Below are 24648 nucleotides of genomic sequence, written 5' to 3'. Positions count from 1 at the left end.
GCCGGGGCGGGCCTTACGCCCCGGCGGCTGCTTTCGGTGCTGTGAGGGTTGCCAGCTCAGCGGTGAGGTTCTTGCGGGCGGCCGGTTCCCAGTCGTGGGCCAATCGGTAGAGCGGGGTCTTGGCCAGCAGCGAACGCAGCACCTCTGCCCGGCCGACCCGCCATGCGTCGTCGGGGACGTGGGCGTACTCGGCGCGTACGGCCTGCCGGTACCGCTCGTAGTCCTCGGGTGTGGCGGCGAGGATCGCGAGGTCGGCGTCGAGTAGTGCCTGCGCGGGGTGGTCGCCGGGCGGGGCGGTGTGGTCGAGGGTGGCGAGCACGAGCCCCTCGACCCGTGTGACGTCCGGCTCGGCGAGTCCCGCGGTCGTCAGGTGCTTGCGGGCCCACGCGGCGCTCGCCCGTTCGTCGTCGCCGGGGTGGCCGTCGTACACCACGTCGTGGGCCCATGCGGCCAGCGCGACCAGCGCCCGGTCCCGGCCATCGGTCAGGGCGACCGCGTCCCGCACCACCTGCCGGACGTGTGCCGTGCCGTGGTACCGGCGGCGTGGTTCCGCGTAGCGTTTTTCGAGGTCGGTCGGTGCGGGGGTGCCGCCCAGCGCGATGATCGCCTCGTCCCAGTTCACGTGGCCATAATGGCAGCATGGTGACCGAGGAGGACGTGCGTGCGATCGCGACGGGGCTGCCAAGGACCGTCGAACGGCTGGTGCGGGACCGGGTGAAGTTCAACGTCGGGCGGATCGTGTACGTCGCGCTGTCCCGGGACGAGCTGACCATGGGCTGCGGCTTTCCCAAGGAGGAACGGGAAGCCGCGATCGCCGCCGAGCCCGGCAAGTTCTCGATGCCGGGCGTCGGCGACCAGCGCTACCAGTGGATCCACGTCGCCCTCGCCGCGATCGACCGCGACGAGCTGGCGGAGCTGGTCACCGACGCGTGGCGGAGGTGCGTGCCGAAGACGGTCGCTCGGGAGTACGACGCCGCGAATCCCTGATCAGGCACGCATGACGGTCGCGATCGGGATGCGTGCCGCCCTCGCCGCCGGGACCAGACCACCCAGCACGCCCGCGATCAGGCCCGCCGCCACCCCGGCGACACCCGCCTCCCACGGGAACGTCACGTTCTGCAGCATCGGTTCCCGGTCGCCGAACAGCCTGCCAGCCGCCGCCAGTCCCGCAATGCCGGCACCGATCGCCGCCATCGCCGTCAGCAGGCCGGTCAGCAGGGTCTCCGCCAGCACGATGCCCGCCAGCAGCAGCCGAGGGGTGCCGACGGCTCTGCGCAGCGCGAACTCCTCGATCCGCTCGCCTACCGTCGCGAGGCCCACGTTGAGGATGCCTGCGGAACCGATCAGCAGCACCAGGATCGACACCCCGAGGAACACCCAGCGCATCATCTTGATCTCGCCCGGCATCAGGTCGTCCATGCTGATCTTGTTGATGTACAGGGAGTTCTCGTCGCCGAGTGCCTCGACCTTCTTGCGCAGCGTTTCGACGAAGTCGGTCGCCGTTGGTGCCGCCAGCAGTTCCGGGGTGCCGTACATCGGGTCGGTGAGCGCGTCGATCGGCATCCAGTTCAGCAGTTCGTCGGAGCGCACGTAGGCCTGCGGGCTGCTGTTGCCGTCGGCGACCACACCGACGAACCGGGGGGTCGAGTTGGCGGTCGCGCCCTGGAACCGCATCTCCGCTGGCACCTGGTACATGGCGAAACCCGCCGCGGCGGCCTCGTTCAGCACGAGCCGCGGCGCCATCGACGGCGCACCACCGAAGTCGAGCCACTGTCCGGACTGCATCCGCAGCGGCCGGAACTGCCGGACGTCCCCGGTCAGCGCCGTGACCCGCAGCTCGATCGCCTGCCCGGACGGCTTGCCCTCGTTGGGATCGACGCAGTTGCCCGCCGAGTCGCAGTTCATCATCGGGCCCCACCCGCCGCCGCTGCCGTCGAGCGGCGCCCCGCCCTCGTTGATCGGCCGCACATTCGGCTCACCGATGATCGCGTTGGTGGAGAGCAGTGCGATCGCGTCGTCGCGCCCGGCGACGGTCTCCATCACGAGTGAGCCGGTGTTCTCGCTCGACTGCACGTAGATCTGCTGCGTGCCGTCGACGCCCATACCCAGCTCGGTCGACGCGACCAGCGCGCGGTGCGCGATCACCTGGCCAGCCTGCGCGGCGACGACGCCGAGCACGCCGAGGAACAGGCTGATCATCGACAGGAACGTGCGCAGCTTGCGGGCCCGGATGCCCTGCCCGCCGATGATGAGTGCCGCCCGGAACCGGCCGGAAAGACGCATCACGCCCGCACCTCCGCCGAAGCGAGGACGCCGTGGTCGAGGTGCAGCACGCGCTGCATCTTCGAGGCGTGGTCATGGTCGTGGGTCACGAGGATCAGCCCGCAGCCGCGGTCGGTCGCCGAGCGGAGCGCCTCCACCACGATGTTGCCGGTGTCGGTGTCGAGCGCACCGGTCGGCTCGTCGGCGAGCAGGATCTTCGGTTCCCGCACGAGCGCGCGGGCGATCGCGACCCGCTGCTGCTCACCGCCGGACAGCCGGGGCGGCTTGTGCTTCGCGAGGTGCGCGATACCCATCTGGTCCAGCGCGGCCAGTGCCTTCGCCTTCCGCTTGCGGCGCGGCAGCCAGCCCTGCCCGTTCACCATCGCCATCGCGACGTTCTGTGCCGCGGTCAGGTGTTTGAGCAGGAAGAACCGCTGGAACACGAACCCGAACTCGGAGCTGCGCAGCGCGGCAGCCTTCCGCTCCGGGATGCGGGTGATGTCCTTGCCCCCCAGCAGGTACTGCCCCCCGTCCGGCCGGTCGAACAGGCCGATGAGAGACAGCAGCGTGCTCTTGCCCGACCCAGAGCGCCCGCGCACCGCGATGCTCTCTCCACTGTGGAGGGTCAGGTCGACACCCGCGAGGATGGTGCGCGGCTCGTCCTGCCCCTTCAACGTCTTCGTCAGTCCGGTGACCCGGATCAGCGGCTCGTTCACTTGCCACCCGGGTTCCCGCTCGCGCCCTCTCCGTCCGGTGCGGGTGGCAGGTTCGGCCCCGGCACGGACAGCTTCTCCTCACCGGTGAGCCCGGACTTGACCTCGACGACCTTGCCGTCGGTGAGCCCAAGCACGACGTCGACGACCTGCGTGGTGCCGTCGTTCTTCACGACCTCGACCTGCCCCTTGCCCTGCCCGCCCGCGACCGCCTCGACCGGCACGACGAGCGCGTTGGCTGCGGTCTGCGTGACGATCTTCAGCGTCACGGCGGCACCGTTGATCAGCTTGGTGTTCGGCGGCGCGGTGCACACGAGCCGCAGCCCGGATGCCTCGGACCCGGAAGGCAACTGCTCCTCCGGCTGCTCCTCTTTCGGCGCGGGCGGCGGCGTACTCCCCGGCGCCTGCTGCTCCTCGGCAGGCGGCTCGGGCTCGGCGGGCGGCGGCGCGGGCACGGTCCCGGCGGGCAACGCGGCGATCGTGCCGAGCACCGCGCACGGGAACGGCCCTGGGCCGTTCTTGATCTGTGCCGTCACGCCGGTCAGCCCGTCGGCGATCTGGTATGCCTTGTCACTGCTGATGTCCGCGACGATGCCGTACCCGGCGAGCTTCGCCGACGCGATCGGCATGCCAACGGTGACGGACGTCCGGTCGTCGACGAGCCTGCCCGCGAACGTCGACCCGGCCGGCACCTCGATCCGGTGCGGTTCGCCGTCCACCCACACCGAACCGATGCGCGTCGGTTTCGTCGGCGTGGTCCTGGGTTCGGTGACGTCGAGGTAGCGCATCTGCCCGGCCACCGGCGCGACGAGCCCGAACACCGGGTTCATCGTGACGGTGCCAGAGAGGCTCACCGCGTTCGTGAGGTCCTGCCTGGTCGGCGAGACCGTGGTCATGACGGTGCCCCGGTCCGCGAGACCGGGTGGCGGCTCGGCCGCCTCCGTGGTGCTGCACGCGGCCGACAAGGCCAGCACGGACACCAGCGTCCCCAACCGGGTGTGGACAGGCTTCAACTCAAGGCCCCCAAACTGATCACAGCTCCTGACCGCTAGACGCCCCGGAATGACACGAGGTTGCTCCAGCGGTGGCCGCACGCTACCGCAAGAACTCAGCGTGAACGCGGATCGGTTTTGGTGACAGCAGGTGAGTCAGCCGGTGATCAGCGTGTGAGCGCGGCCCGCGGCCTCATCGGCCGATCACCGTGCAGCCTGCCGTCGCCTTCTTCGCCGGGTCGCTCTCGGACGTCGCCGTGAGCTTCACCTGCGCGACCAGTGGCCCGCTGCCGTTCTTCTTGGCGTACACCGGAACCTGGACGTACTGCCCGAAGCCCGCGGTCGCCAGCTCGTTCGGCACCGACACCGTCCAGCCGCGGCCCGCCACGGACGCCGACACGCGGTAGACGTCACCGGCGGTGTACTTCGACACGTCCTGCGGGTGCGTCCCGGCAGGCGCCGCGTCGCGACCCGTGTTGAACAACGGGAACCGGCAGGTCGCCATCCCGGCGCGGTCCGGAAGACCGAACGTCGGCAGCACCTTCACGCCGCGCTTCTGCGGGCCCGCGCCGTCGAGCGAGCGGATCGCGACCGTGTAGGACAGCAGGCCCTTGTCGTCCCGCTTGACGTCCAGGACGTAGAAAGCCAGCCGGTTGGCCTCGTCGGTGTACTCGTACTCGCTGCCCGAATTCGTGCCAGCGTGGAACAACGCGTCGGACAGCTGCCGGTAGTCGCCGATCGTGATGGGCACCTCGGTGCCGTCCGGCAGGACGTAGTCGGTCATGCCGATGTCCTGCGGGTTGGCGTCGATGACCCACTCGAACGGCGCGCGGTCCTCGTTCTTCGTCTTGGCGAGCAGCACACCGGCGTCCGGCGTGAACGAGTCGGCGCCCATCCGGTCCACGACCTCGACCGTGTAGTTCTGGTAGCCGCGGCCGTCGCAGAACGGGTCGGTGCTGGTGTCACACGGCGGCGCGAGATCGCCGCCCTCCAACTCGATGTTGACCCCGGCCAGCCCCTGCGGTCCCGGTTGGACGGTCCGCGCGGTGATCTTCGCGATCACCATGCCGGAGTCCCCGAGCGCGGCACGGGACAGCCGCAGCACGTTCTGCTCGTCGACCATGTCGAGCTTCAGCTTGTTGCGCAGCATGTGCTGCGCGCCCATCGAGCCGCCGCCGGTCGGCGGGATCATCCACCGGCTGTGCGGGCCGCCGGGGCCGTTGAACGAGCCGCGGGACAGCATCTCCCAGATGCCGTGTAGGCGCGGCGCGGCGGGACGCCGTACGGGTTGTTGTAGTTGTCGCCGATGCCAAGGATGTGGCTGAACTCGTGGGCGTACACGCCCATGCCGGAGCTCTCGGCCTGGGTGGACGAGCCACCGCCCGCGTTGGGCCAGATCGTCGAGCCGGACGCCCAGGACGTCCAGTCCACGTACCGGGTCGGCGAGGCGTTGGGTAGCGCGTCGTCCGGCGGGCCGAACTCGTCGGTCACCTCATCGGGGGTCGCGAACTTCATCATGCCGAACTCCTGCCAGGTCGAGGACTCGTCCTGACCGGCGGAGAGGAAGAAGACGAAGTCGAACCCGGCGGGCACCTCCGCGCCGACGTCGGCGACCCAGCCCGCCCGCCCGTCGGTGCGGATGTTGCGGTCGCAGTCGTCCCCGGCCGGGCAGGCGGCGCCCTCCTGGAACTCCATCGCGTACTCGTGGTCCTTGCCCGGCATCGTGTACGGGCCGAAGGCGGTGAGGTCGACGCCGTAGCGGCCGCCGGAGTCCTCCATCCAGTACTCGTGGATGGTGTGGCCGCGGTTGAGGTCGTTCGGCTTGTTGAGGAAGTCCTGGTAGAACTGCGCGACCCCGTCACGAGGGACGTCGTGTGCCTCGCTGCTCGGGTTCGCGAAGACGGTCGAACCCCGCGGCTGCGTCACGACGAACGGCTGGTTCGGGTAGTCGAGGAGGACGAGCGCGCCCTTGAAGGTGCGCTCGGAGCCCTTGACCGACGGGTCGGCCCAGTTGGTGCCGGGGACGCTCGTGTAGTCCTTCTCCCACGTCATGTGGTCGGGGTTGACCCAGTCCTGCGGGTCGATGGGCCCTGGCAGGCCCGCCTGGGTGGCGGCAACGCGGGCGCCTGAGGTGTCGGTCTGCTGCCACGGCTGCTGTTGCGGCCAGTGGTCGAACTGCCAGGGGTGGGCCGGTGCGTCAGGCGGCGCGGCGAGCGCGGGCGCGGCGGTGATTCCGGCGGTCATTGCGGCGGCGGAGAACAGGGCGGTCACCACGAGGGCAGGGCGACGATTCACACACCCGGACACTAGCCGCGCACGTGGCTCGCTGTCGAGACAGGCACTGGAGCTGTGCCTGCTGGCGGCGAGGCTGAGGTTCCCGTCCCGCCACGTGACGCGGCTCTGGCGTCACGGGAGGAGACGTACCTGGACTCGGCGGGCAGCGCGGTGGAGACGTCGAAGGCGTTGCGCCTCCACCGCACGTCGCTCTACTACCGCCTGCGGCGGGTGGAATCCCTGACGTACACGAACCTCAAGGACGGCGGCGACCGCCTCATGCTCCACCTGAGCCTGAAGATGGCCCGCCTCCATGGGCCTGTCACGAGTCCGTCATCACGATGAAGTCGCCGTGGGTGCCGTAGCCGAGGACCGGTTCGACGAACTGGGTGCCATCGAAGGTGACCATCCAGTAGCGGTCGCGGTGCTGGAACACCATGGGGTGCGGGATGTTCGTACCGTAGGGTGCGTTGAGTGTCCCTTGTGGACGCATCGTCAGGTCGTACACGCGGTACACGCGTGCGTCGCCGTCGCTGGTCAGAACGCGCCACTTGCCTTGCAGCCGCTGGATGATCGTGCCCTCGGTCTGGTCCAGGGTCAGGTCGGCGCCCACCGGTGCCAGGCTCTCCAGTGTGCGGCCGCGAGCCAGTGCCGGATGGAACACGAACGCGGGTGACTGCGCAGGGCTCTCGACGAACGCCACGTGCCACTGCCCGTCGATCCTGGTCAGTGCCGGGTCCCACGAGCTGACGGTCGTCGGCAGCGGCATCCGTTTGGTGGGCAGGACGTGTGTGCCCTTCAGGACGTTGGCGCGGGTTCGGGTGTATCGCACGTGCACACCGGCGAAGTCGAAGTCGCCCCACGACGACATCGCCAGGACGAACTCGTCGCCGTCCACCACGATCTGACCAGCGTGGTCGCCCAGTACTACGCCGTCGCGCGCGAAGAACAGCTGCGCCACCTGCGTCAGCCGCGTCGGGTCGGCCAGGTCGAGCGTCCACACGCCCCAGTGCGCCTGCTGGAAGAAGCCCATGCCCGCGTTGGTCAGCGTCAGGTACAGCTTGTTGTCCCGGATGTACGGGCGGCCGTCCGCGTACTGCACCACGTGCGGGTCTCGTACGCCTGCCTGGCCGTAGTATCCGGCTCGCACCCGGTCCTGTGCGTTTTCGTAGCCGTAGCTCAGTTCTCGCAGCACGTTCGGGTCGCGCAGGTCGATCAGCGCCCGGACGCCGTCCCGGTTGGTCAGCAGCGGTTGCCAGCCCGCGCCCGTGTCCGCGAGCACCGTGACCGCGTTCTCGTTGACGACCACCGCGAAGCCCGCGCCCTCGGACAGTTCCGCCGCGGCCGACGCGACCACCGTCGTCGCGCCGCCGGTCCTGACCTCGATCGTCGTGGTGCCGTTCTCGTATCGGCCAAGTACCGAGGTGCCCTCGCCGACCAGGCCCGCCGCCACCGCACCGGACGATCGTGTTGTCACCGCACAGAACGGGGCCACCGGACGGTTGTCGATGGTCACCGCGCCGGGGCGGGCCGGGGCGTCGTGTTGCACGAAGCCCGGCGCGATCAGGTCGAACGGCCGGAACTGGTGCCGGAGGTGGAACTCCAGGCCGGACGCGGCCGCCGCCGTTCCGGGGAGTGCCGTCGCGGCCAGTCCGGCGATGGCCATGCCACGCAACGCGGTTCGCCTGTCGAAAGACATCCTTGTCCTCCCTTGTTGCCAGCCACCCACTTAACGCGGGTTCCGGCAAACAATCAACATGGGTGGACAGGCCTGAAGGTGCCCTTCAGGTAGAAGGGCACCTTCAGGGCTTTGCCTAGCGGTAGACGCGCACGTAGTCGATGGTCATGTTCTGCGGGAACTGGGTGCTCGCGTTCGGCGGGCCTGGCCAGTCACCGCCCACCGCGTTGTTCAGGATGATGAAGAACGGGTGGTCGTACACCCAGGGACCGCGAGTCGACTCGACCGTGTCCCTGGCCGCGGTGAAGAAGTTGTTGCCGTCCACGAAGAACCGCATCTGCGTCGGGCCCCACTCGACGGCGAACACGTGGAACGCCGCGTTGGCCGCCTGGCCAAGGTTCAGTGGCGAACCGTAGCCACCCCCGCCGAAGTAGGCCGGCGCGTGCAGGGTCGAGTAGACGTTGTTCGGCTCCTTGCCAACGTGCTCCAGGATGTCGATCTCACCCGAGGCCGGCCACGGCCTGCCCTGGAAGAAGTTGCTGCCCAGCATCCAGAACGCCGGCCACAGTCCCTGTCCGCTCGAGACCTTGATCCGCGCCTCGACACGCCCGTAGGTGAAGTCGAACTTCCCGTTGGTGTTCAGCCTGCCCGACGTGTACTGGCAGGTCGTGCTGCCACCGGACAGCGGATCGGGCGGGCACGCCGAACCCGGCGTCACCTCGCGCCGGGCCTGGATCACCAGGTTGCCCGCGCCGTCCATGCGTGCGTTGTTGTTGTTCGTGTAGTACTGCAGCTCGTTGTTGACGCCAGCGCCCGTTTCCGCCTTCCACTTCGTGGTGTCCGGCGTTGAACCGTTGGCGCCGTTGAACTCGTCGCTCCATGCCAGGCGCGTGAAGTCTGGCGTGGGCAGCGTGGGCGGGGACGTCGGGTTGCCACCGGTGCCGTACACCTGGAACTCCCACAGCGAGTAGCCATAGCCATTCGACCGCGCGGTGCCGTACATGCGGACGTACCGGCCCGTGCCGCTGACCGTCAGCGTCTCCTTGAAGCCGCGGCCCGCGACGGTCTGGTAGATCGTCGTCCACGACGCGTTGTCGTTCGAGACCTGGAGCTGGTACGCGGTCGCGTAGGCCGGATCCCATTGCAGGACAACCTTTGTCACCGTCGCGGGAGCACCGAGGTCGACCGTGATCCAGCCCGGGTCGACCCAGCCGTTCGTCGCGCTGGTCGCCCAGCGGGTCGCCGGGTCGAAGTCGGTCACGCGGGCGGGGGTACAGCCCGGGCACGCGCCGTCGTCCTGGAACGTCGACGCCGTGGCCGGCTTGTTGTACGACAGCAGGCCGCCATCGACCGGGCCGCCGCTCTGCGTGCCGAACACCTGGAACTCCCACAGGGAGTAGCCGTACTGGGTGGCCCGCGCGGTGAGGTTGAGCCGGACGTACCGGCCGGAGCCGCTGACCGGAAGTGTCTGCGTACCACCGGTTCCCGTGGCCGTGGTGTACACAGTGGACCACGAGGAGGCGTTCGCGGAGATCTGGACGGAGAAGCCGCGCGCGTAGGCGGCCTCCCAGTTCACGCGGACCTCGTCGACGGCGTACGTCGCGCCGAGGTCGACCTGGAGCCACTGTGCGTCGCTGAACTGGCTCGACCAGCGGGTACCGGCGTTGCCGTCGACCGCCGCGGTCGCCGGGAACGCCGCGGCGTTCTCGGTCGACGACGCCGTGACCGGCTTGCCCTGCGAGATGAGGGCGCCCGCCGCCGAGGCGGGCAGGGTGAGGTGGAGCAGGGTGGCCGCGAGCGCGGCGGCCATCCCCAACGAGAGGAACCGACGAGATCTCATGCGTGCTCCTTTGCACGCGACGGGGCCGCGTCCGGTCGCGAACCGTCGGCGTGAAACAGGAAGGGGACTGGGAGGCGTGAGAGCGCTCTCTCCGGGACAGAGCGTGGCGATCCGGACAGATCCTGTCAAGACCGGGGACCGTTCGACGCTCGCCACTAGGCCGAACGGGGTCATTTGTTCCTGTGCAGAACAAAACCGTTGACCGGTCGGTGTGACCCGGGTCATCCTCATCTGTGAGAGCGCTCTCTCGTTCCCCTGCAGGAAACGTCGAGGGAGTTTGTCTTCAATGGCGAAGAACCGAATCAGATGGTTGACCATAGGACTCGCGGCGGTGCTGGCGGCAGGAGCTGTCGTCAGCGGCGGCCTCGCCGGGAGCCCCGAGAAGGCCCAGGCCGTGATCCGCGTCGCGGAGTTCCCGGCCGACTGCCAGTTGAGCCACCGCTTGCCGGACGACCCGATCGTGCTGCCCAACCTGCCCGGCGCGTCGCACTCGCACGACTTCTTCGGCAACCACGCGACCACCGCGAACACCACCAGCCACCAGCAGCTGGCCGGGGCCACCGGCAACTGCGACCCCGCGGTGGACATCTCGTCGTACTGGGTGCCGACCCTCTACAAGAACAACCAGGCCGTGGTGCCGTCCGGCATCACCTTCTACTACCTGGGCGAAGGCGTGAACAACCCGGGCGCGATCCAGCCGACCCCGGTCGGGTTGAAGATCGTCGCCGGTAACGCCAAGGCCACCGGCGATGCCGACTCGATCGCCCGCTGGTCCTGCCTGCACGCCGGGCACGTGAACCCGTCGAAGAACTTCGTGAACTGCCCGTCCGGCACGCAGCTGGAGACCTACCTGGACTTCCCGCAGTGCTGGAACGGCACCACCCTGGACTCGAGCGACCACAAGTCGCACATGGCGTACCCGGTCGCGGGCGGTTGCCCGTCCTCGCACCCGGTGCCCGTGCCGAAGCTGCGGATGGTGCTGCGGTTCCCGGTCAACGGCGACCCGGCCGGCCTGCGGTTGTCGTCCGGTGACGGGCGCACCATGCACGGCGACTTCTTCAACGTCTGGCCCGCGGCGGAGATGGAGCGCCGCGTGCGGGACTGCATCAACCCGGTGATCAAGTGCGGACACGACGGCCGCCCGCTCTGATCCTGTTCCTGCTGGCCGCACTCCTCACGGCGTGCGGCCGGCAGGAGGCAGCCCCGGCCCGGAGCCCTGCGCCGGAAGCCGGTCCAGAAGCGGTCGCGTCGAGCGGTGCCCGTGACGGCGCCCTCGACGCGACCGCCCTGGCCTTCGCCGAGCTCGTCATCTCGACCGACACCCAGGCCGTGAAGCTGCTCGACCTTGGCGTGGCACGGGCGAAGGACCCGGCGATGCGGGGCCTGGCCGATGAGCTGGCCTCGGTGCGCAGGACCGAGCTGACGGAGCTGCGCGGGATCCTCGACGGGGCAGGGGTGCCCTTTGTCGACAACCACGCGGGCCACGACATGCCGGGCATGCCGACCGAGGCCGAACTGATCTCGCTGTCCGCCGGGCCGGACTTCGACGCGCAGTTCGTCCGGCTGACGCGGGCGCACCTGACGGAGTCGGCGACGGTGGCGAAGTCGGGGGCGTCGTCGGTGACACACGAGGAGACGAAGGCGATCGCGGAGGCGATGGTGACCGAACGGGCGAGCGCATTGCGATCACTCGACGCCCTCGGCTGACGTGGTCGGCTATAAAGAGGTCGTGCCGCGCCGCCCGATGATCAGACGCGTCACCCTCGAGGAGGTCGCCAGGACCGCGGGGGTGTCCCGCGCGACCGTCTCGAGGGTCGTCAACGGGGTGACCAGCGTGGACGAGAACATCCGGGCCGCGGTCGAGGAGGCCATCTCCACGACCGGCTACCTGCCCAACCTGGCGGCGCGGTCGCTGGTGACGCGGCGCGCGGACGCGGTGGCGCTGGTGCTGCCCGACGAGGACCGCATCCTCGGCGACCCGTTCTTCGGGCGGGTCGTCCGCGGCGTGATGACGGTGACCGCGCCCGCCGGGCTGCACCTGGTGCTCACCACGACCGGCATCGGCACGGGCGACCAGGTGGTGTCCGATCTCAAGCGCGGGCGGCTGGACGGGGTGATCCTGGTCCACACCTCGCCGGACGACGCGCTGCCGGGCAGGCTCCTCGACAGCCACTACCCGGTGGTGCTGTCGGCGCGGCCGCCGTCACCGCTGCCGATCACCTACGTCGACGTGCACCAGACCGCGGGTGCTTCCCTTGCGGCGCACCACCTCCACCGCGCGGGCCGGACGCGGCTCGCGACCATCGCCGGACCGCAGGACACCCCGGCCGGACAGGACCGGCTGCGTGGCTTCCTGGACGCGGTCGGCACCGGGGTGCCGTGGGTCGAGGCCGGGTTCACCCTGCGCAGCGGCGAGGAGGCGATGGCGCGGCTGCTGGCCACCCACCCGGAGGTGGACGGCGTGTTCATCGCGTCGGACCTGATGGCACGCGGCGCGCTCCCGGTCCTGCGGAGGGCGGGCCTGCGGGTGCCGGAGGACGTGGCGATCGTCGGCTTCGACGACTCGAGCGCGGCGCTGGATTGCGACCCGCCGCTGACCACGGTCCGTCAGCCGACGGAGGAGATGGCGGCCGAGATGGCCCGGCTGCTGCTGCGTCAGATCGACCACCCGGACACCCCCGTAGCAGCGGTGATCTTCCAGCCCACCCTGGTGGTGCGCCACTCGGCCTGACCTACGATCAGGCCATGGTCAGCAGCCTCGGCGAGCTCGAGCGCGCGGTGATGGAGGTCCTGTGGGACCGCGCCACGCCGGCCGCCGTGCGTGACGTCGCCGCCGCGCTCGCCGCGCGGGAGCCTGCGTACACGACCGTGATGACCGTGCTGGACCGGTTGACCAAGAAGGGTTTCGTCCGGCGGCAGCGCGACGGCCGGGCCTGGCGGTACGAACCCGCGAACAGCCGCGAGGGCTACGTGGCGCAGCTGATGCTCGACGCGCTCGCCCTCACCGGCGACCGGGACGCGGCGCTCACCCGCTTCGCCCGCTCGGTGAGCGTCCCGGAGGCCGAGGTGCTGAGCCAGGCGCTCGCGCAGGCGCGGCGGGACGAGCGGGAGTGACCACGCCGGGTGTCGACCCCGCTGAGCTTCCTGGTGTGGTGACTTCCTACGATTTGTAGTAGCCAAGTCCTGATGGGAGCACGGTGATCGAGATCCTCGCGGCGGTGCTCACGTACGTCGCCTTCGCGGCCGCCGTGTGGGCGGCGGTGCTGGTCGTCGTCGGCAAGCCGATCCAGCTGCGCGAGTGGCACGGGCTGTGGCTCTACGGCGTGGTGATCCTGCTCGAGGTCGGTCTGCTGGTGCAGCTGGTCGCCGGGATCGTGCGGCTGGCCACCGCCGACCGGCAGGTCGACGCCCTCGCCTACCTCGGCTACCTGATCACGTCCCTGCTGGTGCTGCCGCTGGCCGGGTTCTGGGCACTCGCCGAACGGACCCGGTGGGGTCCCGCGGTGATGGTGGTCGGCTGCCTCACCGTGCCGGTCCTGATCCTGCGGCTCGGACAGGTGTGGAACGCCCATGTCTGACCTCACCACCCGCACCCGGTCCGGCCCCGGCCGCCTGCTGATCGCCGTGTACGCGATCTTCGCGCTGGCCGCGACCGCGCGGTCGGCCGTGCAGCTCGGGACGCACTTCTCACGGGCACCGCTCGCCTACCTGCTGTCCGCGTTCGCGGCGGTGGTGTACATCGTCGCGACCGTGTGCCTGGCGCGGGGGAACCGGGCGTCGCGGCGGATCGCGACGGTGTCGATCCTGGTGGAGCTGGCCGGGGTGCTCGTCGTCGGCACCCTCAGCCTCGCCGTGCCACACCTCTTCCCGGACGCGACCGTGTGGTCGGACTTCGGGCAGGGTTACGGGTACGTACCCGTGGTGCTGCCGCTGCTCGGCCTGTGGTGGCTGCGCACGACCCGTTAGCGGCGCCTGCGGGGGGCCAGGCGGATGCCGGGCAGGTCGGGAGCCGGGATGCGGGCGCCGTCATGGCCCGCGACCTCGCCGAAGAGGGGGTCAGCGGCCTGCCACGCCTCCCGGGCGGTGACGATCTCCTCGTGGCTGCGGCCCACGAAGTTCCACCACATCACCAGCTCGTCCGGGAACGGTTCGCCGCCGAGCAGGAACGCGCGCCCCTCCCCCGCGAGTCGCACCTCCGCGCGGCCGGTCCCCAGGTACAGCAGATGACCACGGGGCACGTCGGTATCCGCGACGACCACCGGGTCGATCGCCAGCACCGCGTGTTCGTGGTCCGGCCGCAGCGGCAGCACCGCCGGGCCGTCGAGCACCAGGTCCGCACCCACGATGGGCGTGTGCGTGGTCGCGGGCGAGGTCACGCCGCCGAGCGATCCCATGAGGACGGTCGCCGTCACCCCCGGTGCCGCGAACACCGGCAGCGACACGTGCTGCTCGAAGTCCGGCGCCATGACGGCACGGTCCTCGGGCAGCGCCACCCACAGCTGCAGCCCCTGCAGCTGCCCCGACGACATCGAGATCTCCGAGTGCGCGACCCCGCGGCCCGCCGTCATCAGGTTCAGCTGTCCCGGCCGGACGAGCACGTCCGAGCCGAGGCTGTCGCGGTGATGGATCTCCCCCGCGAGCGGCCACGTCACGGTCTGCAGGCCGGTGTGCGGATGCGGCAGCACCTGCATCCGTGCCTCTTGTGGACCGAACGAGTCCAGGAAGCACCACGCGCCGACGGTCGGCAGGCCACGCTGCGGCATCACCCGGTCCACCTGCATGGCTCGAAGGCCGCCCAGCGGCACGGCCCTTGGCGCGAACAGTTCCGTCACAGCATGATCATCTGCCTCGCTGTGACAGACCGTTACATCGGGACTGGTGTCGAGGTTGCCCTGCGTCATCGGTTCGCTCGCAAGCTCCGCTCACGGCGCCTGAACGTGCCCGTCGTACTTGTCCGTCTTCTTCAGATACCCCGCGATGAACTCGCACATCGGCACGATGACCTTGCCGTTCGCTACGACGTCGTCGAGTGCCTCGGCGGCGAGCACCTTGCCGAGTCCCTGCCCGCCGAAGGCCTTGTCGATCTCCGTGTGGGTGAAGACCACCCGGTCACCGGTCCGGTAGTACTGCGTGAAGCCGGCGAGCTTGTCGTCCGAGTACACCTCGTACCGCAACTGCTCGCGGTCGTGCACGACCTTGGTGTCCGCCATGGCCCGCCCTTCCGTTGGTCATTACCGACCCTAGGCGGAAGTCGCTGCCTCGGCACGGCCCGCGCTACTCGGATTCGCCCCGAGACCGCCGGTGCGCCGCCTCGATCAGCTGGTGCAGCTCCTCGGTCGGCACGCTCGCGGCAGGCAGCGTGTTGATCCGCCGGATCTCCGCCGGGTCCACCTTGTGCTCGCGGTTCTCGGTGAGCAGGCCGTTCACCTCCTGCTCGGTGTCGGTCAGCTGGGTGTAGCAGTAACCGGCCACCTGATCGCTGCCCACCAGCGCGGTGACCAGGCGTTCGTAGGCGGCGAGGAGATCGTCGGCGTTCGCGACCGTGCGGTAGCCGAACCACCGCTCACCGGCGCCGGGCGTGTAGCTCAGCCCGCCGAACTCGGTGACCATCAACGGCTGACCGTCGCGCACGGGGTCGCCCAGCATGATGCGGCGCGGGCCCGGCCAGTCCCGGCGCAACGCCCTGCCGACCGCGTCGGGTGTGCCGTACCGGGACGTGAGCCCGGCCGGGGACGGGCTGTAGTCGTGCACGGTCCAGATGTCGCTCGTCGTGTGTTCCCAGCCGTCGTTGGAGATCACCGGCCGGGTGCCGTCGACGGCGTGCGTCAGGTGGTACAGGGACTCCAGGAAGTGCCGCTGGCGCGGGTCGGACGACAACGCGGGCGTGCCCCAGCTCTCGTTCACCGGTACCCACGTGACCACCGACGGGTGGCTGACATCGCGGCGCACCACCTCCAGCCACTCGGCGGTGAACCGGGCGACGCCGTCGACGGAGTACTCGTAGGCGTTCGCCATCTCGCCCCACACGACGAGGCCGAGCCGGTCGCACCAGTACAGGAACCGGGGATCCTCGACCTTCTGGTGCACCCGCACCCCGTTGAACCCCAGCTCCTTGATCAGCTCGACCTCGCGCCGCAACGCGTCCACCGACGGCGCCGCCAGGTGCGAGGCAGGCCAGTAACCCTGTGCCAGCACCATGCGCAGGAACAGCCGGTCGCCGTTCAGGACGAACCGGCCGTCGCACACCTGCGCGTCGCGCAGGCCGAAGTAGCTCTCGACCTCGTCGACCACCTCGCCGTCCCGCAGCAGCGAGATCGTCGCGCCGATCAGGTTCGGCGTGGCGGGACTCCACTGGAAGTCACCGCGTGGCAAGGAAATCGTGCGTGTCACGGCACCGTCCACGAGGTACCGGTCATCGGCGAGCACCCGGTCACCCAGCGAAAGCCGCACCCGAATCGACAACCCGGCCCCATCGACCGTGGCCACCCGGACCCGCACCGACCGGTCCGCGAACGACGGCGTCCACTCCAGCCCCGCGACGTAGGACGACGGCACGGCCTCCAGCCACACCGGCTGCCAGATTCCGGTGGTGCGGTGGTACCAGATCGCCGCGGGTTCCGGCTCCCAGTACTGCTTGCCGCGCGGTTGCGTCATGTCGTCGACGCTGTCCTCCGCGCGCACCACGACGACCTGCTGCCCGTCCGGCACGAGCGCGTGCGTGATGTCCATGTGGAACGGTGCGTGCCCGCCGACGTGCGAGCCCACCTCGGTGCCATTCACCCACACCCGTGCCCGGTAGTCGACGGCGCCGAAGTGGAGCAGCAGCCGGTCGCCTGCCGGGGCGTCGAACATCCTGCGATACCAGACAACCGGGTGCGGCGCCGGCTCGTGCACACCGCTCGCCGCCGACTCGGGCGGGAAGGGCACCGTGATCGTTCTGTCGAACGACCGGTCGCCACGCCACCACGCCGAGAGCATCCCGGCGTTGTCGTCGTCGTGGGCGAACTCCCAATCGCCGCACAGGTCCTGCCATTCCGGTCGGGTCAGCTGCGGCCTCGGGTGGTTGTCACGCATGCCCGACACGCTACAGATCACTGATCACGGATGGCGAACCCTGAGAACCCCCTGTGAACTCGGACCAACCGGGCACGAAACCACGCCCGGCCACGTTGACCCCAGTGAGAGAGAAACACTGGAGGTGACCCCCATGACGGCAACGTTCGCACCGACCAAGAGTCTGCCGACGATGCCAGAAGGTTGGCCGATCGGCTCGTATGACAACTACAAGGAAGCCCAACGGGCCGTAGACCATCTTGCCGACAACGAGTTCCCCGTCCAGGACGTCACGATCGTCGGCGTCGAGCCGATGCTCGTCGAGCGCGTCTCCGCACGGCTGACCTGGGGACGGGTCCTGTCGGGCGGCGCGGCATCCGGCGCATGGCTTGGCCTGTTCGTCGGCCTGTTGCTGAGCCTCTTCACGGCCACCGGCGGGCTCGGGCCAATCCTGATCGGTATGGCGTCAGGCATCGTGTTCGGGCTGGCCTCGGCCGCGATGCGGTACGGCGCCACCAAGGGGCAGCGTGACTTCGTGTCGCACAGCCAGCTGGTGGCCCGCCGCTACGACGTGTTGTGCGCGCCCCGCAACGCGGAGCTCGGCCGCACTCTCCTGATGAGCATTCCACGCATCTGACGACACGCTGCTTCGCCCGGGTTGTTCCGAGCGAAGCAGCGGTTTGATGTGCTTGACCGGCGGTACTTTTTCTCGTGCTTTGGCGTGACAGCCGCCACAATGGGTGATGTGGCCTCCGAACCTTTCCCCCTCGGCGTCGCGTCCGGCGACCCAGCGCACGACAGTGTCGTCCTGTGGACCCATGTGCCCGGTCCGGCAACCGTTCACTGGGAGTTGGCCCACGACGAGGCGTTCCGCCTTCTCGTCCAGCACGGCGAGGTGACCACGAACCCGAGCGCGGTGCACGTCACCGTGGACCGGCTCGCGCCGGATCGTTGGTATTTCTACCGTTTCACCACCGGTGGCGTCACCAGCCGGGTCGGCAGGACCCGCACCCTCCCCGCGCCCGGCGCTGACACTCGGCACCTGCGGTTCGCGATCGCGTCCTGTCAGGCATGGGCGGGCGGCCCGTATCCCGCCTACCGTGACATGGCGCGGCAGGACCTCGACTTCGTCATCCACCTCGGCGACTACATCTACGAGACCGCCGACGGTTCGCTCGCCGAGTTCCGCCGCCTCCACGCGCTCTACAAGTCCTCCGCCGACCTCCGCGACGCCCACGCCCGCTTCCCGTTCTTCACCACCTGGGACGACCACGAGGTGCTCAACGACTGGGCCGCCGACCACAAGCCGAGCCCTGACGGCCGCCCATTCGCCGAGCGCCGCGCCAACGCTTTCCAGGCGTACTACGAACATCTGCCCATGCGTACCGCCCCGGTCGGCGAGGACTGGCCGATCTACCGCCGCTTCCGCTGGGGCAGGCTCGCCGAGTTCTCCGTGCTGGACACGCGCCAGTACCGTGACGTGCAGGGCCGCGGCGACGGCCTGATCAACCCGCCGGGTGAGGACGTGTTCGACCCGGCGCGCACGATGACCGGGCCGGCGCAGGAAACCTGGCTGCTGGAAGGACTTCGCCGGTCACGGGCGCACTGGAACGTGATCGCGCAGCAGACGATCCTCGCCCGCTTCGACTACGACCCCGGGCCCGACCGCGCCTACAACCTCGACCAGTGGGACGGCTATCCCGCGGCACGCCAGCGGATCATCGACGCCATCGTCCGCTACCGGCCACGCAACCCGGTGATCCTGGCAGGCGACTGGCACTCCCACTGGGTCAACGACATCCTCGCGAACTTCGACGACCCCGCCTCGGCGGTGATCGCGTCCGAGTTCGCGGGCACCTCGATCTCGTCCGGCATCGGCTGGGACGCGGCCGTGCGCCAGGCGCTGCCGGCGAACCCGCACGTCAAACTGTACAACGGCACCTACCGCGGCTACCTCATCTGCGACGTGACGCGCGACCGCTGGCAGTCAACACTGCAGGTGGTGATCAACGAGGACGTCCACACCCTAGCCGTCTTCGAGGTCCAGGACGGCACCCCCGGCGCACAACAACTAACCGCCGACAACACCACCCCACCGTAAACCCGCGAGTCCACGCTCCAGAACCCGCGAGTCCACGGTTCAGAACCCGCGAGTCCACGGTTCAGAACCCGCGAGTCCACGGTTCAGAACCCGCGAGTCCACGGTTCGGAACCCGCGAGTCTTCGGTTCGGAACCCGCGAGTCTTCGGTTCGGGACCGGTGAGTTGGGGATTCGGAACCGTGGCCTCGGGTCAGAGGGGTTCGAGGATGGTGGCGTTCGCCTGGCCGCCTGCTTCGCACATGGTCTGCAGGCCGTAGCGGGCGCGGGGATCATCGCCGTCAGCATCAGGACCGGGTCCGCGCCCGTCACGGCGAAGCTGTGCAGCCGCGCCTTCGGCGTGAGCCCGAGCCGGGCCGCCGTCTCGCTGGACGTGATCATGACCGCCGACGCGGGCGATCGTCGGTGAACGCTGGAGCCTGCTGGTCCTCCGCGAGGCCTTCCTCGGCTTCCGCCGGTTCGACGACTTCGCCCACAACACGGGCGCGAGCCGCGACATCCTCGCCGCGACTGAAGACGCTGGTGGCGGCGGGCGTGCTGCGGCGCAAGCAGTACACCGACTGGCCACCGCGGCATAAGTACGTCCTCACCGAGTCCAGCCGCGCCCTGCGCCCGGCGCTGATGGCGCTGATGGGCAACAACCACGCCACGAAAGGCAACCCGCCGACGGTGTGGGAACACGACTGCGGCGCCGAGTTCCGGCCGGCCATGGTGCGCGGCCTGCGGCACCTCGGCCGACGAGACCAACCTCCACGCGATCCGGGTGGGCCAGATCCACTGACGCCGAACCACCAACTCAGCGGTCCCGAACCGAGGACTCGCGGGTTCTGAACCGTGGACTCGCGGGTTCTGGAGCGTGGACTCGCGGGTTCTGGAGCGTGGGCTCGCGGGTTAGTTTATGGCTAGGTCGCCGCGTAGTGGGTTGCCTTGGATTGCGCGCCATACTGCTGCTGGTGTCAGTGGGATGTCTGCGTGTCGTACTTTGAAGGGGTGCAGCGCGTCCATTACCGCGTTCACCACCGCGGCGGGTGATCCGACCGTCGCGCACTCACCGACTCCCTTGGCGCCCAGGGGGTGGTGTGGCGACGGTGTCACCATTTCCACCAGCTCCCACGACGGGCAGTCGACGGCCGTCGGCAGGAGGTAGTCCATGAACGAGCCGCCGAGGTGGTTGCCGTCGGTGTCGAACGGCATCAGTTCCATCAGCGCCATGCCGATCCCGTCGGCGAGCCCACCGTGCACCTGACCCTCCACAATGGACGGATTGATGCGCACGCCGCAGTCGTCGACGGCCACGAACCGCAGCACCCGCACCTTCCCGGTGCCCGGATCGACGGAGACCACGCACACGTAGGCCCCGTAAGGGAAGGTCAGGTTGGGTGGGTTGTACACACAGGACCCGTCGAGGTGACCCTCCAGTCCTTCCGGCAGGTCGAGGTCGGAATGCGCGGCCATCGCGATCTCCCGCAGCGACGCACCCGACACCGGGTCGCCACGCACCGCCCAACGGCCGGGTGTCCACTCCAGGTCCGACGGGTCGACCTCGAGCAGCGCCGACGCGATGAGCTTCGCCTTGTTCCGGACCTTCTGCGCGGCAACGGAAGCAGCCGCCCCGGACACGGGCGTCGACCGCGACCCGTAGGTGCCGAGCCCGAACGGCGTCTGGTCGGTGTCGCCGTGCACGACCTCGACGTCGTCGGTGCTGATGCCAAGCTCGTGCGCGATGATCTGCGCGAACGTCGTCTCGTGGCCCTGTCCCTGTGTCTGCACGGAAATGCGCAGCACGGCCTTGCCGGTCGGGTGGATACGCAGTTCGGCGCCGTCGGCCATGCCGAACCCCAGGATGTCCATGTGCTTGCGCGGCCCGGCACCCACGGCCTCGGTGAAGAAGCTGATGCCGATGCCCAGGTACTCGCCCTCGGCACGGCGGCGCTCCTGTTCCGCGCGGAAGGTCTCGTACCCGGCGGTGTCCAGCGCGAGCCGCAGCGCGGCCGGGTAGTCGCCGGAGTCGTATTCCCACCCGGTCGCGCAGACGAACGGGAACTGATGTGGCCGCAACAGGTTCTTGAACCGCAGCTCGGCCGGGTCGAGGGAAAGCTCCAGCGCCAGCAGGTCCACGAGCCGCTCGATCAGGTAGGAGGCCTCGGCGACCCGGAACGAGCACGAGTACGCCACCCCGCCGGGGGCCTTGTTCGTGTAAACCCCGGTCACCGCGCAGTGCGCCGCCGCCATGTCGTACGAGCCGGTCACGATGTGGAAGAACCCGGCCGGGTACTTCGAGGGCTGCGCGGTCCCGTTGAACGCGCCGTGATCGGCGACCACCCGCACCCGCAGGGCCAGCATCCGTCCGTCCGATGTGGACGCCAGCTCGCCGTGCATGTGGTAGTCCCGCGCGAACGCGGTGGTCATCAGGTTCTCCGAACGGTCCTCGGCCCACTTCACCGGCACGCCGGTGACGATCGAGCCGACGACCGCGCACACGTACGCCGGGTAGATCGGCACCTTGTTGCCGAACCCGCCGCCGACATCCGGGGAGATCACCCGGATCTTGTGCTCGGCGATGCCAGTCACCATCGCGAGCAGCGTGCGGTGCGCGTGCGGCGCCTGGCTCGTCACCCACACGGTCAGCTTGCCGGTGACCTCGTCGTGGTCGGCGACGATGCCGCACGTCTCCAGCGGCGCCGGGTGCACCCTCGGGAACAGCATGTCCTGCGCCACCACCACATCCGCGGCCGCGAACACCTGTGACGTGACCGCGGCGTCCCCGGCGTCCCAGTCGAAGATGTGGTTGTCGCGCCGGCCGTCCAGGTCGTCCCGGATCACCGGCGTGGCCGGATCCAGCGCGGTCAGCGCGTCGACGACCGGGGTGAGCGGCTCGTACTCGACGTCGATCAGCGCGAGCGCGTCCCGCGCCGAGTACCGGTCCTCCGCGACGACGAACGCGACCTCCTGTCCCTGGAACCGGACCTTGTCGGTGGCGAGCACGGCCTGCCGGTCCCCGGACAGCGTCGGCATCCACGCGAGGCCGCGGTCGTCGAGGTCCGCGCCGGTCAGCACGGCACGCACCTTCGGATGCGCCTCCGCGGCGGTGGTGTCGATCGCGACGATCCGCGCGTGTGCGTAAGGACTGCGCAGCACCGCGCCGTGGAGCATCCCCGGCAGCCGCACATCGTCGACGTAGGTCCCCCTGCCGCGGACGAACCGGGCGTCCTCCTTGCGGGGCATGCGCCCGAACCCGTTCATGACCCGGCCTCCCGGGAGGCCGCCCACTGGACCGAGCGCACGATGTTCTCGTAGCCCGTGCACCGGCACAGCTGCCCGGACAACGCCTCCCGGATGTCGGACTCGGACGGGTCGGGGCACTGGTCGAGCAGCCAGCGCGCGGTCATCATCATCCCTGGCGTGCAGAACCCGCACTGCAGGCCGTGGCACGCGATGAACCCCTCCTGCACGGGATCCAGCTCCGGCCCCCTGGCCAGGCCCTCGACCGTACGGATCTCGCGCCCGTCGGCCATCACCGCGAGCACGGTGCACGACTTCACCGGCACCCCGTCGAGATGCACGACGCACACCCCGCAGTTGGAGGTGTCGCAGCCCCAGTGGGTCCCGGTCAGCTCAAGCTCGTCACGCAGGAAGTGCACGAGCAGCACGCGCGGTTCGACGTCCCGCACGTGCTCCTTTCCGTTGACCGTGACCATGATCTGCATCAGTTCCGCTCCATTGCTCGCCGGAGCGCACGGGTGACCAGCTCACCGGCGAGGTGGCGCTTGTAGTCGACCGGTCCCCGCTGGTCCGCGGCCGGCCTGCAGTGCTGCGCCGCGAGCCTGCCCGCTTCGGCGAACCGCTCCTGTGTCGGCGGGCCGCCGGTGAGGAAGGCCTCCGCCTCCTCGGCGACGAACCTTGGCGCACCCAGTGCGGTCACGCCGATCCCGACCTCGGTGACCACGCCGCCCGCGACGGTGAGCACCGCGCCGGCCGCGCCGACCGCCCAGTCCCCCGCGCGCCGGTCGACCTTGACATACGCACTCCGCGAATCCCGCAGCGACACCCGGATCTCGACGAGCAACTCGCCCGGCGCGAGCACCGTCTCGTACGGACCCACGAAGAAGTCCCTGGCCGGGACGGTCCGTTCGCCGTCAGGACCGCGGACCAGCAGCACCGCGCGCAGCGCGGCGAACACGGCCGACAGGTCCTCAGAAGGGTCGGCCTGACACAGCGATCCGCCGACCGTGCCACGGTTGCGGACGATCGGGTCGGCGATGACGCGTTCCGCGTCGTGCAGGATCGGGAAGTGGTGGCCTGCGTCGCGCGACGCGAGCAGCTCGGCGTGCCGGGCCATCGCGCCGATGACGAGTTGCCCCCGCTGGACGCGAATACCGCTCAGCTCGTCGAGGTCGTTGATGTCGATCAGCGCCTCGGGGTGGGCGAGGCGGAGCTTCATCATGGGCAGCAGGCTGTGCCCGCCCGCCACGACCACGGACTCCGGTCCGTACTCGGCAAGCAGTGTCAACGCGTGCTCGATGCTCGTCGCCTTCCGGTACTGGAACGAGGCGGGTACCTGCATCGGCCCTCCCTGGGTGAAACATCGGTTCTGGCGTAGCCCATCCGGGGGCAATCGAGGAATAAGTATTCACTTAAGCACGGCGAGGACCACAATATCCGCCATGACGCTCACTCAGCTGAGTACGTTTGTGCTGGTGGCGAAGCTCGGCTCGGTGAAGGCCGCGGCCACGGCACTCGGGGTCAGCGAACCCGCCGTGTCGCAAGCGCTTGCCTCGCTGCGGCAACAGCTCGGCGACCAGCTGGTGACCAGGGCGGGCGCCAGCATGCGGCTCACCACGGCGGGCTCGCGGCTGCTGCCGATCGCGTCGCAGATGGTCGCGCTTGGCGCGGACGCCGAGGCCGCGGTCCGGGCGGGCAAGGGCGCACCGGGCCAGCTGCGGGTGGCCGCGTCGAGCACGGTGATGGAGTTCGTGGCGGCGCCGCTGGTGAACGCGTTCGCCGAGTCCTCAGGGCAACGCGTCGACACCACGGTCGGCATGGCCGCGTCCGGTGAGATGTCGGTGCTGCTCGCGAACCGGTTCGCGGACGTCGCGTTGGGCCCGAACCTGATCCCCCGGTCGGCCGAGCCGAGCGAGCTGATCAGCGAACCGGTGTTCAGGACGCACCTGGTCGTGGTGGCCGGTGCGACGCGGCTGCCGGGCGCCCCCTCGGGCTGGTCGTGGCTGGTGGACCAGACCGGCACCGACCCGGCGAGCGACAGCGGCAGGCTCCTCGCCCGGCTGCACGTGCCGGAGTCCCGCATCCGCGTGTTCCCCAGCCAGACCGCCGCGTGGGCCGCGGCCGCCGACGGCACCGGTGTCGCGCTCGCGCCCTCCCACCTGGTCACGGCCCGCCTCCGCCGAGGCGAATTGCGCGTGGTCAACACGTCCGCGACCCCGGCCGACGCGACCTGGTACCTGACCACCCTGTCCCCGGAACGCCGCTCGATCGCCGCGGAGACGTTCCGCCACTACCTGACGACGGCGGCCGCCCTGCGGGTGATGCGTGCTCCCGGCGCGGGCGTGCCACCATCGAAGTTCCGGCCCCCGGTGTACGTAACCCTGTGGAGCTAGTGGCCCGGCTCAGAACGTTGGCCGTGTATCGGCGGGTCCACGGCGTGGCTGGGCGGGGCGACGGGACGGCGCTCGTACTGGGTGTACTCGGCCGTTCCGGCAACCCGTCCAGGCGCGTCGTGG

General features: G+C 69.8%; 23 protein-coding genes and 3 pseudogenes. 12 read left to right on the top strand and 14 right to left on the bottom strand.

Annotated features, from left to right (window positions below):
* Positions 1–13: 13 nt before the first annotated feature.
* Complete coding sequence (locus WBA97_RS37225; RefSeq protein WP_424235726.1) at positions 14–622, bottom strand: hypothetical protein; 609 nt, start codon at positions 620–622, stop codon at positions 14–16.
* Between the two features lie 17 nt (positions 623–639).
* On the opposite strand from WBA97_RS37225, the gene WBA97_RS37220 reads away from it, so the two are divergent.
* Positions 640–987: an MmcQ/YjbR family DNA-binding protein gene (locus WBA97_RS37220; protein ID WP_424235725.1), complete on the top strand. Its 348-nt coding sequence runs from the start codon at positions 640–642 to the stop codon at positions 985–987.
* On the opposite strand, the gene WBA97_RS37215 is transcribed toward WBA97_RS37220, so the two are convergent.
* The 4 genes and pseudogenes from WBA97_RS37215 to WBA97_RS37200 all read right to left on the bottom strand — a co-directional run bounded on the left by WBA97_RS37215 (position 988) and on the right by WBA97_RS37200 (position 6211).
* Positions 988–2283: an FtsX-like permease family protein gene (locus WBA97_RS37215; RefSeq protein WP_424235732.1), complete on the bottom strand. Its 1296-nt coding sequence runs from the start codon at positions 2281–2283 to the stop codon at positions 988–990. It abuts the gene before it with no gap.
* Complete coding sequence (locus WBA97_RS37210; protein ID WP_424235724.1) at positions 2283–2978, bottom strand: ABC transporter ATP-binding protein; 696 nt, start codon at positions 2976–2978, stop codon at positions 2283–2285. Before WBA97_RS37210 ends, WBA97_RS37215 begins: the two co-directional genes overlap by 1 nt.
* Positions 2975–3949 (bottom strand): efflux RND transporter periplasmic adaptor subunit, encoded by a 975-nt coding sequence (locus WBA97_RS37205; protein ID WP_424235723.1) that lies wholly within the window; start codon positions 3947–3949, stop codon positions 2975–2977. Before WBA97_RS37205 ends, WBA97_RS37210 begins: the two co-directional genes overlap by 4 nt.
* A 211-nt stretch (positions 3950–4160) precedes the next feature.
* Positions 4161–6211: pseudogene (locus WBA97_RS37200) on the bottom strand (M6 family metalloprotease domain-containing protein).
* 105 nt (positions 6212–6316) lie between these two features.
* Here WBA97_RS37200 and WBA97_RS37195 point away from each other — a divergent pair.
* Positions 6317–6586 (top strand): helix-turn-helix domain-containing protein, encoded by a 270-nt coding sequence (locus tag WBA97_RS37195; protein WP_424235722.1) that lies wholly within the window; start codon positions 6317–6319, stop codon positions 6584–6586.
* Here WBA97_RS37195 and WBA97_RS37190 read toward each other — a convergent pair.
* Entirely contained in the window at positions 6564–7940 is a 1377-nt protein-coding gene (locus WBA97_RS37190) for a hypothetical protein (RefSeq protein WP_424235721.1), read from the bottom strand. The two genes, WBA97_RS37195 and WBA97_RS37190, sit on opposite strands and share 23 nt — an antisense overlap.
* Before the next feature lie 115 nt (positions 7941–8055).
* The gene (locus tag WBA97_RS37185) at positions 8056–9759 is read right to left on the bottom strand and encodes a discoidin domain-containing protein (protein WP_424235720.1); all 1704 of its coding nucleotides are present in this window, start codon (positions 9757–9759) and stop codon (positions 8056–8058) included.
* A 310-nt stretch (positions 9760–10069) separates the two neighbouring features.
* Here WBA97_RS37185 and WBA97_RS37180 point away from each other — a divergent pair, with 310 nt between their 5' ends.
* From WBA97_RS37180 to WBA97_RS37155, 6 genes are all read left to right on the top strand, one after another.
* Positions 10070–10909, top strand: coding sequence for a DUF1996 domain-containing protein (locus tag WBA97_RS37180; protein WP_424235719.1), 840 nt, complete (start codon positions 10070–10072; stop codon positions 10907–10909).
* Positions 10882–11466, top strand: a complete 585-nt coding sequence (locus tag WBA97_RS37175; protein ID WP_424235718.1) for a DUF305 domain-containing protein — start codon at positions 10882–10884, stop codon at positions 11464–11466. The genes WBA97_RS37180 and WBA97_RS37175 overlap by 28 nt, the downstream gene beginning before the upstream one ends.
* A 22-nt stretch (positions 11467–11488) precedes the next feature.
* Positions 11489–12490, top strand: coding sequence for a LacI family DNA-binding transcriptional regulator (locus WBA97_RS37170; RefSeq protein WP_424235717.1), 1002 nt, complete (start codon positions 11489–11491; stop codon positions 12488–12490).
* A 14-nt stretch (positions 12491–12504) separates the two neighbouring features.
* Entirely contained in the window at positions 12505–12873 is a 369-nt protein-coding gene (locus WBA97_RS37165; protein ID WP_424235716.1) for a BlaI/MecI/CopY family transcriptional regulator, read from the top strand.
* Between the two features lie 83 nt (positions 12874–12956).
* Complete coding sequence (locus WBA97_RS37160) at positions 12957–13337, top strand: hypothetical protein (protein ID WP_424235715.1); 381 nt, start codon at positions 12957–12959, stop codon at positions 13335–13337.
* Positions 13330–13725, top strand: a complete 396-nt coding sequence (locus WBA97_RS37155) for a hypothetical protein (RefSeq protein WP_424235714.1) — start codon at positions 13330–13332, stop codon at positions 13723–13725. Before WBA97_RS37160 ends, WBA97_RS37155 begins: the two co-directional genes overlap by 8 nt.
* On the opposite strand, the gene WBA97_RS37150 is transcribed toward WBA97_RS37155, so the two are convergent.
* The 3 genes from WBA97_RS37150 to WBA97_RS37140 form a co-directional block, all read right to left on the bottom strand.
* A complete protein-coding gene (locus WBA97_RS37150; RefSeq protein ID WP_424235713.1) occupies positions 13722–14660 on the bottom strand; it encodes a pirin family protein in 939 nt (312 codons plus the stop codon). The two genes, WBA97_RS37155 and WBA97_RS37150, sit on opposite strands and share 4 nt — an antisense overlap.
* A gap of 21 nt (positions 14661–14681) precedes the next feature.
* Positions 14682–14969 (bottom strand): GNAT family N-acetyltransferase, encoded by a 288-nt coding sequence (locus WBA97_RS37145; protein ID WP_424235712.1) that lies wholly within the window; start codon positions 14967–14969, stop codon positions 14682–14684.
* Between the two features lie 64 nt (positions 14970–15033).
* A complete protein-coding gene (locus WBA97_RS37140) occupies positions 15034–16833 on the bottom strand; it encodes a glycoside hydrolase family 2 protein (RefSeq protein WP_424235711.1) in 1800 nt (599 codons plus the stop codon).
* 133 nt (positions 16834–16966) lie between these two features.
* Here WBA97_RS37140 and WBA97_RS37135 point away from each other — a divergent pair, with 133 nt between their 5' ends.
* Together WBA97_RS37135 and WBA97_RS37130 are read left to right on the top strand one after the other, a co-directional pair.
* Entirely contained in the window at positions 16967–17449 is a 483-nt protein-coding gene (locus WBA97_RS37135) for a general stress protein (protein WP_424235710.1), read from the top strand.
* Between the two features lie 108 nt (positions 17450–17557).
* A complete protein-coding gene (locus WBA97_RS37130; protein ID WP_424235709.1) occupies positions 17558–18913 on the top strand; it encodes an alkaline phosphatase D family protein in 1356 nt (451 codons plus the stop codon).
* A gap of 190 nt (positions 18914–19103) precedes the next feature.
* Here WBA97_RS37130 and WBA97_RS37125 read toward each other — a convergent pair.
* Positions 19104–19333 (bottom strand): annotated as a pseudogene (locus WBA97_RS37125) (hypothetical protein); the annotation flags it as partial.
* On the opposite strand from WBA97_RS37125, the pseudogene WBA97_RS37120 reads away from it, so the two are divergent.
* Positions 19309–19741: pseudogene (locus WBA97_RS37120) on the top strand (winged helix-turn-helix transcriptional regulator). The pseudogenes WBA97_RS37125 and WBA97_RS37120 overlap by 25 nt on opposite strands.
* Positions 19742–19801: 60 nt before the next feature.
* On the opposite strand, the gene WBA97_RS37115 reads toward WBA97_RS37120, so the two are convergent.
* Genes WBA97_RS37115 through WBA97_RS37105 form a run of 3 tightly spaced genes read right to left on the bottom strand, consistent with a single transcriptional unit; the run spans position 19802 to position 23474 of the window.
* Complete coding sequence (locus tag WBA97_RS37115; RefSeq protein ID WP_424235708.1) at positions 19802–22153, bottom strand: aerobic carbon-monoxide dehydrogenase large subunit; 2352 nt, start codon at positions 22151–22153, stop codon at positions 19802–19804.
* Positions 22150–22617 (bottom strand): (2Fe-2S)-binding protein, encoded by a 468-nt coding sequence (locus tag WBA97_RS37110; RefSeq protein WP_424235707.1) that lies wholly within the window; start codon positions 22615–22617, stop codon positions 22150–22152. The genes WBA97_RS37115 and WBA97_RS37110 overlap by 4 nt, the downstream gene beginning before the upstream one ends.
* A complete protein-coding gene (locus tag WBA97_RS37105) occupies positions 22617–23474 on the bottom strand; it encodes an FAD binding domain-containing protein (protein WP_424235706.1) in 858 nt (285 codons plus the stop codon). The genes WBA97_RS37110 and WBA97_RS37105 overlap by 1 nt, the downstream gene beginning before the upstream one ends.
* Positions 23475–23574: 100 nt before the next feature.
* Between WBA97_RS37105 and WBA97_RS37100 the strand changes: the two genes are divergently transcribed.
* The gene (locus WBA97_RS37100; protein ID WP_424235705.1) at positions 23575–24525 is read left to right on the top strand and encodes a LysR family transcriptional regulator; all 951 of its coding nucleotides are present in this window, start codon (positions 23575–23577) and stop codon (positions 24523–24525) included.
* The last annotated feature ends 123 nt before the right edge of the window (positions 24526–24648 follow it).

Source organism: Actinophytocola sp., assembly GCF_049647105.1.
In the GTDB taxonomy this organism is placed as follows: domain Bacteria; phylum Actinomycetota; class Actinomycetes; order Mycobacteriales; family Pseudonocardiaceae; genus Actinophytocola.
This window is presented reverse-complemented; position numbering and strand designations above follow the sequence as displayed.

Excerpts from the sequence above, each read along its gene's own strand:
- WBA97_RS37220 (WP_424235725.1), top strand. The coding sequence starts at position 640 with ATGGTGACCGAGGAGGACGTGCGTGCGATCGCGACGGGGCTGCCAAGG.
- WBA97_RS37215 (WP_424235732.1), bottom strand. The coding sequence starts at position 2,283 with ATGCGTCTTTCCGGCCGGTTCCGGGCGGCACTCATCATCGGCGGGCAG.
- WBA97_RS37190 (WP_424235721.1), bottom strand. The coding sequence starts at position 7,940 with ATGTCTTTCGACAGGCGAACCGCGTTGCGTGGCATGGCCATCGCCGGA.
- WBA97_RS37185 (WP_424235720.1), bottom strand. The coding sequence starts at position 9,759 with ATGAGATCTCGTCGGTTCCTCTCGTTGGGGATGGCCGCCGCGCTCGCG.
- WBA97_RS37165 (WP_424235716.1), top strand. The coding sequence starts at position 12,505 with ATGGTCAGCAGCCTCGGCGAGCTCGAGCGCGCGGTGATGGAGGTCCTG.
- WBA97_RS37155 (WP_424235714.1), top strand. The coding sequence starts at position 13,330 with ATGTCTGACCTCACCACCCGCACCCGGTCCGGCCCCGGCCGCCTGCTG.
- WBA97_RS37150 (WP_424235713.1), bottom strand. The coding sequence starts at position 14,660 with ATGACGCAGGGCAACCTCGACACCAGTCCCGATGTAACGGTCTGTCAC.
- WBA97_RS37145 (WP_424235712.1), bottom strand. The coding sequence starts at position 14,969 with ATGGCGGACACCAAGGTCGTGCACGACCGCGAGCAGTTGCGGTACGAG.
- WBA97_RS37140 (WP_424235711.1), bottom strand. The coding sequence starts at position 16,833 with ATGCGTGACAACCACCCGAGGCCGCAGCTGACCCGACCGGAATGGCAG.
- WBA97_RS37135 (WP_424235710.1), top strand. The coding sequence starts at position 16,967 with ATGACGGCAACGTTCGCACCGACCAAGAGTCTGCCGACGATGCCAGAA.
- WBA97_RS37115 (WP_424235708.1), bottom strand. The coding sequence starts at position 22,153 with ATGAACGGGTTCGGGCGCATGCCCCGCAAGGAGGACGCCCGGTTCGTC.
- WBA97_RS37110 (WP_424235707.1), bottom strand. The coding sequence starts at position 22,617 with ATGCAGATCATGGTCACGGTCAACGGAAAGGAGCACGTGCGGGACGTC.
- WBA97_RS37105 (WP_424235706.1), bottom strand. The coding sequence starts at position 23,474 with ATGCAGGTACCCGCCTCGTTCCAGTACCGGAAGGCGACGAGCATCGAG.
- WBA97_RS37100 (WP_424235705.1), top strand. The coding sequence starts at position 23,575 with ATGACGCTCACTCAGCTGAGTACGTTTGTGCTGGTGGCGAAGCTCGGC.